The sequence below is a fragment of the Pseudorhodobacter sp. genome (assembly GCF_030452865.1).
Classification (GTDB): Bacteria; Pseudomonadota; Alphaproteobacteria; order Rhodobacterales; family Rhodobacteraceae; genus Pseudorhodobacter.
Genome location: NZ_JAKDLJ010000239.1, coordinates 1 through 5,624, shown reverse-complemented (window position 1 = coordinate 5,624; position 5,624 = coordinate 1). Strand labels below are relative to the sequence as shown.

Below are 5,624 nucleotides of genomic sequence, written 5' to 3'. Positions count from 1 at the left end.
CGCGTTCACGACCCGAACAAATAACGCCCTAGCGCGCTGCCTGCGCCTTCCGGCAGCGGGAGCGTGACGATATCCGCCTGGGAATAGGCCTCATCCATCGCTGCTTCCCATATCCGGGCGCGCTCGGAACGGCGCGAAAAACTCGCCATCCGGCTGATTGCTTCCAACCTCACACGCCGCCGCCTGACCATGCCGATTGCTGCCTGATGCAGACCCGTCACTTCTGGCACCGCATTCACCAGCGCCAGTGCTGCGCCATCAAAACGGCGGTGCTCCGCCGCGGCGGACAACAGGTCCAGCACAAGCTGCGCCGAAGCCGATTGTCTGCGCCCAAGCGCGGATTGACCCTGCCATATCCGGTTTTCCAGCCAGCCACCCGACCAGTGCAATTCCCGCATCAAGCGACGGAACGCCGGGCCGTCAGGGTGCTTTGACAGCACCAGAACCAGAATCGCCTGCAATTCCCCCGCGACCTCCACCGGATAGCCGAGCAGGCTGCGTCCGTCTTCCCGCTTCATCAGCGGTTCGGGGCTGCGCGCCAGAGCCTCCGCCAGAGTCGTGAACGACGCATCCGGTTCCGGCATTCGCCAATGCGCCGCCAATCCCAAACGCCCGCCGTCGCCGCGCAGGAACAACACCGCACCGCGCGTGTTTTCCAGCCGCTCCGCCGCAATCGCCAGCCAGCCTGCCAGAAATTCAGCCGCGGATTGCGGCTCCAGAAATGCGCGCCAAGGGTCTGCCGTTGTCGCGATCACCGCTGCGGCAGGAGTTTCTTGCGCACCATCTTCCAAACCGGTTCAGTCCTTCAGCGGTCCGTACCGCTTTTCATAGCTGTCGAGCAGTTCCTCCAGCACCTCGCGCAACTTTTGCGCGGCAAAGGGACTCATGATCACGCGATGCTGGATCTCGATCTCCAGATCGCCCTCTGGCCGGTCCCAGCTTTGGTTCAGACCAAAGTTCAGCACCACCTCTTCACGGGTGGAGGTTGCGTTGCATACGTTGCAATAGCTGCTTTTCATCTGGCTGGTATCCAGTCGGATGCGCCTTTGCGGTTCCGCGGCACCGGTGTCCGTGGGTTGCATCTGCTCAGTCATCCACGCTCCATTCTTCCGGGCTGGTTTCATCGAACAGCGCCGCGAATTTGATCTGCCGCTTCTGTCCCACCCTTTTCACCTGTGGCATACCTGCCGAAAGTGTTGCAAACATGGCCAGCGCCGTCAGGGTCGCTCCATCCCCTGAGGTATCCGCTGCGGCAATTTCAGGGCCGGACGGGATCTCGTCGATCATCTTCACTTCGATATCCGGGTCGAGCACCTCAAAACACAGACGGCGATGCTGGGTTTGGCCGTGCTCGTCCACACTTGCAATGCCAGTATCCCGAAGCGGTGCCCGCGCGACGTTGAAGGTCGTGCCTTTGACAAACGGCTCGTCGCCGTCAACGATGATGCAGACGTTCCCGTTTTCGGCCCGCTCCCGCCGCAAGGACACATCCGCGTCGGATGGCATCCCGGTGATCCCGACCAGACGCCAAAGCTGATCTTCATCGACAAGATCCGCCGGTTGCCCCGCAAAACAAAGCCCGCTCTTTTTCGCTTGCGACAGACGCTCCGCAGTCGCCACCTTGTCTTCGGGAACAAGGCAAACCTGCACTGACGCGCCGTACATCATGCGATTGGGACCAGACCCGTACGCCATCGCTTCACTGCCGGGTCGGAATGCCACATTGATCAACGCCGACGCAGGCCCGTAGATCCCGCTGCTCGAAGGGCTTGCAACGCCACCGGAACCGGAGCCTTGCACCCGTGTTGTCGGGAAAATGATCCCGCCGCTACCGGACCCACCACCGCCCGACCCGCCGCCACCCGTGCTTTTCGGAACGCTCAGAAGCGCGGGGTCAATGTTACGCCATGCCTCCAGCCCCAACATCTGCCGCGTTTGCAGCACAGCAAACAGCGCAGCATCGGCTTCGTCCCGTTGCCGGTCGCCATTGGCATCGCCCGCAAGCGCCGCCAGAACCATGGCCTGATCACCGGTTCTGGTCTGAACCGCCATGTCCTGCGCTACGCCATTGATCTCCATTATCATGACGCCAAGCGGGCGGCCAAGGGCGCCGTAGGCAACCCCCGGTCGCATCGTCCCTGCAATATGACCCAGCAGCAGCCGACCTGCCTGCGGGCTGGTCGCAAACTGGATGCGGAAGCGCGCCGTGCCGCTGCCCGACGCCTCGCGCAGGACCGTGACACCGGGCAGCCCACTGACGAGACCAGAGATATCAAGAACCGTTGCGTCCCAATTGAGCCCGATCACGAGAGAGCGCAAACCGCCCGCCTGCTCAAGCGTCAGATCCAACCCCTCGCCATCCTTGCCAAGCGGCTTGCCGGGCGATTGAACCGCCTCCTGAACAAAGACCTGTGCCGGCGATTCCGCAATATCGAAACTGGTCTCAAAGTAGCCCTGCGGACCGTTCGACAGCAAATCCCACTTCCCGCGCCAGCCAAGATTATCCCCCGTCAGGCGCAGCCTATAGGTGCCGGGCCGCAAGCCATCGCCACTGGTGATCAGGGTAAAGCCCTGATTGTCAGTGTCCGGCAGCAGGCTTCCGTTCACCGGGCGACCATCCGCATCCAGCAACAGGATATCCACGGGCTCGCCGGGGCGGGAAGTGTAGAGATAGGGGTTCGGCAAACCGATATCGACCGGGGCATTGAACCGCACATTCACACCCCACGGCCCCGCCGTCAGCGCGGAAACAAACAGGCCCGGTGTTTGAACCGGAAGGTTTGCGGCAACCTCGGCTGCTCCGCCGTGACTGTCGGTGCCGGTCACCTTGATCCGGTAGGTGCCGGGGTCTGCATAGATATGGCTTGGCTGATCAACGCCAATGGCAAGGCTTTCAACCGTACCGTCGCCCCAGTCAACGGAAATCTGGCCGGGGTCGCCGCCGGGATCGGCAAAGCTGATCTTGACGGAAACAGCTTCGCCCAGAACAGCGCGGGGCGGCAGTTGCAAGGTGACGGTCGGCGCAAGATTGGTGACCGTGACCTGCAAGACCTGCGATGCAACGCCGCCTGCACCATCGGCGACCGTCACCCGGAACTCATACCGCCCGGTTTGTGTTGCGACCCATTCCAACAAGCCAGTCGCGTTCACCGCAGCCCCAGCCGGCCCATCCGAAAGCGTGAATTGCAAGGGGTCGCCGTCGACATCGACAGCGGCCAGTTGCAGGCTCAGTTTCTGCCCTTCAGCAACGGACGCCATCACCTGCGAGACGATTACAGGCGCATCGTTGACCGGCAATACCCGGATTGCGAAGGAAACAGGCAGCGAAGTGAAGATTCCATCCGTCGCGGCAAAGGTGAAGCTGTCTTCACCGTTAAAATTCTCGGCAGGGGTATAGCGGTAAACGCCGGCCGAAATCTCATCCAGCGTTCCATGTTCGGGGAAACGGTCCATCACCGGCAATACTGGATCGCCGTCTGCATCATTGACATAATCGCGCAGGTCGATGGTGATCGCCGTATCTTCATCGCCGGTCACACTCCCTCCGCCCAGAGCAACGGGAAGATGCGTATTGTCAACCGGCGGCACGTCGAATTCCAGATCGAGTATTTCGACCCGCGCGTCCCGCGCCCCAAATCCCAAAAGGTCAAAGGAAAGCGTTAACTGCCCACTGGCCGCGATGGCCGCAAGGTCAACCGTGATCTGGCGCGATTGCCAGCCGTCCACGCTCGTCGAAACCAGTGTAGAGGTCAATCCGTTGGCCAGCCGCAACATGCCACCAGCTTGCAGGTTCAAGGCGGCATCGGTGTTCGACAAGCCACTGACGACGGTGAATGCCTCACCCACCGCATTCAGCAAACCGACCTCGAACGCGTCCGGCACCTGACCGGACACCCCTGCCATTTTTGTGCGCAGGGTGAAGGTCAATTGTCTGGCATCGGCAGGCAACACGAAACTGCGCACGGCTGCGGTGCGGGCGGTGTTTGCCTCGGTCAACAGCAAGCCATCCGCGATCTGCTCCACCTGCCCCAACACCCGCCAACCGGTTCCGACCAAGGGAACCGAGCCGGTAAAGGGCGAGAATGCGTAGTCGCGGCCCGACCCGGCCCCCCGCTCCAGCATCCCGGCATCACGCATTTCGGCAAGGAAAGCGATCAAGCGGTCAACATCGACATATTCGTAGGATTGCGGGTTGTCGGAGGCGAGGCGGATGATGTCCGCCAGTGGCGCCGACACGACAAAATCACCCTGCGCGCCCATCAGACCGGCATTGGGCAGCCGCGTCTGCCGGTCAAAGTCATACATATCCGGCAAGCCGAGCGTATGGGCGATTTCATGGGTATAAGCCCACGCGGTCCATGTGGCAAACGCCTCTATCCCGTCAAAATCCGCTTTGCTTGCTGCCGGTTTCAGTGCGTTGAATATGGCGGCGGTGTCCAACACCACCCGGTCGCCGAACCGTCGTTGATTGAACAGTTGATCCAGCAAGAACCGCTTTTGTGCTTCGGTCAGCTTGGCGTTTTCTTCGCTGTCGAGCAGTTTGCCAAGAAGGGTGCGGGCGGCGGTGTTGCCATCCGCCGATGGTGCGAAATCGAAACTGGCAAGGCCAAGCCTGCGGAACCCATCCGAGGTATTGGCTGTCCCATCCGGATCAAGCGCGCCCCAAGGTGCGACCCCATCCTTGAAAATCAGATCAAGAGAACCAGTGTCGCCCTGACTTATCCGGAAATCGGTCACACCGCTTGAACCCAGCATTGTGAGCACAGTATTGTAGATCGAATTCGTGACGGCAGCCCAATGCTGATCGGTCAAGCCAGCAAATTTCGCGGCAAACCGGGCCTCTTCGCTGTCGGGATCGGTGTTTTCATCCGTCAGGGCGGCAAGCTGGGCATTCACGGCCGCGCGCAACCCTTCCCTGTCAAGGTTGATGATCTGGCTTTTGACCACCGTTCCACGCAGATCGGCGGTGCCTATTTTCAGACCATTCCAGTTGAAATCCAGTGTTCCGGTGTCGATGACTTCATTCGGCCCAACTCCTGCCGCGCCCAGCGATAGCGGATCGAATTTATAGACGAGTGCCGCGCCATCCTTGCTCGCGTCACCGAAGAAGTTGTAATCGCCGGTGTTGAGCAGGGTCGCCGTCAGATCGGTATCGGAGGCGAGATCGCCGCGGATCGGAATCCGGATCACGCGCGTACTAATCGCCGTGCCTGCGGCATCGGCCACTGGTGCCAGATCCAGCAGCCCATCGGTTACAGACCCGTCCCCCGCATCCAGCAGGTAGAACAAGTTCGCCTGCCGCGTCTGGCTGGCCGTGTCAGCCTCGCCTTTCCAACTGATCGACATCTTGCTGGTCAGCATCGCAAACCCGTCCGGCCCCAACAGAGCGGCCAGAGCGTCAGGTTTCACCGCCGCCTCCAACGCGAGTTCCGCGAATTCATTGGGCTGCAAAGTCACCGTCAGCGAAACCGATTCCGCGCGGGCATCAAGCCCCGCTGCCCCGATCGGTGACCCCGCCCGCTCCCACGCTCCCCGTTGCCCGACCAGCGTGATGAAATCACCCTTGTCGATGTGCAGCATGATGGTGAGCGGCTTCTTTTCGGTGTTGCGCAGGGTGATGACCT

General features: G+C 61.2%; 3 protein-coding genes. All 3 read right to left on the bottom strand.

The features are described from left to right. Positions 1-5: 5 nt before the first annotated feature. The gene (locus L0H65_RS13335) at positions 6-791 is read right to left on the bottom strand and encodes a hypothetical protein (RefSeq protein ID WP_301459540.1); all 786 of its coding nucleotides are present in this window, start codon (positions 789-791) and stop codon (positions 6-8) included. 6 nt (positions 792-797) lie between these two features. Further along, positions 798-1,094, bottom strand: a complete 297-nt coding sequence (locus tag L0H65_RS13330; RefSeq protein ID WP_301459539.1) for a DUF3467 domain-containing protein — start codon at positions 1,092-1,094, stop codon at positions 798-800. Then, the coding region (locus L0H65_RS13325) for an Ig-like domain-containing protein (protein WP_301459538.1) at positions 1,087-5,624 on the bottom strand (4,538 nt) is incomplete at its 5' end. The genes L0H65_RS13330 and L0H65_RS13325, both read right to left, overlap by 8 nt.